Here is a 1,345-nt window from a genome sequence, read left to right on the forward strand (position 1 = left end):
GCTCCTGCAGGGCGTAGGCGGCGCCGTAGGCCTCCAGGGCCCAGACCTCCATCTCACCGAAGCGCTGGCCGCCGAACTGGGCCTTACCGCCGAGCGGCTGCTGGGTGATCATGGAGTAGGGGCCGGTCGAACGAGCGTGGATCTTGTCGTCGACCAGGTGGAGCAGCTTCAGGATGTAGATGTAGCCCACCGAGATCGGGTGCGGGAACGGCTCCCCGGAACGGCCGTCGAACAGCTGGGCCTTTCCGTTCGCGCCGACCATGCGCCCGCCGTCGCGGTTGACCAGGGTGTTGTCCAGCAGGCCGATGATCTCTTCTTCGTTGGCGCCGTCGAACACCGGGGTGGCCATGTTGGTGCGCGGCTCGACCTCGGCGAAGCCCTTGTCGCGCAGCCGCTCGGCCCAGGCCTCCTGGATGCCGGTGATGTCCCAGCCTCGGGCGGCGATCCACCCCAGATGGGTCTCCAGCACCTGGCCGACGTTCATCCGGCCGGGCACGCCCAGCGGGTTGAGGATGATGTCGACGGCCGTGCCGTCCTCGAGGAAGGGCATGTCCTCGACCGGGAGGATCTTGGAGATGACGCCCTTGTTGCCGTGCCGGCCGGCCAGCTTGTCGCCGTCGGTGATCTTACGCTTCTGGGCCACGTAGACGCGGACCAGCTCGTTGACACCGGGAGGCAGCTCGTCGCCCTCCTCGCGGCTGAACACCCGCACCCCGATGACCTTGCCCTGCTCGCCGTGCGGCACCTTCAAGGAGGTGTCGCGGACCTCGCGGGCCTTCTCCCCGAAGATCGCGCGCAGCAGGCGCTCCTCGGGGGTCAGCTCGGTCTCGCCCTTGGGCGTGACCTTGCCCACCAGGATGTCGCCGGGCACGACCTCGGCGCCGATGCGGATGATGCCGCGCTCGTCGAGATCGGCCAGGACCTCCTCGGAGACGTTGGGGATGTCGCGGGTGATCTCCTCGGGGCCCAGCTTGGTGTCGCGGGCGTCGACCTCGTGCTCCTCGATGTGGATCGAGGACAACACGTCGTCCTGCACCAGGCGCTGGGAGAGGATGATCGCGTCCTCGTAGTTGTGGCCCTCCCACGGCATGAACGCCACCAGCAGGTTCTTGCCCAGGGCCATCTCGCCGTCGTCGGTGCAGGGACCGTCGGCGACGACCTGGTTGACCTCGATCCGGTCGCCTTCGGCGACGATCGGCTTCTGGTTGAAGCAGGTGCCCTGGTTGGAGCGCTTGAACTTGGCGACCCGGTAGGTGGTGCGGGTGCCGTCGTCGTTCATCACCGTGACGTAGTCGGCGGAGACCTCCTCGACCACGCCCGCCTTGTCGGCGGTGATGACGTCGCC

The 1,345-nt window shown here is 68.0% G+C and carries 1 pseudogene; it reads right to left on the minus strand.

The features are described 5' to 3' along the window. Positions 1-1,345: pseudogene (locus AB0G15_RS43465) on the minus strand (DNA-directed RNA polymerase subunit beta); the annotation flags it as partial.

This window comes from Streptosporangium sp. NPDC023825 (assembly GCF_040639575.1).
In the GTDB taxonomy this organism is placed as follows: domain Bacteria; phylum Actinomycetota; class Actinomycetes; order Streptosporangiales; family Streptosporangiaceae; genus Streptosporangium.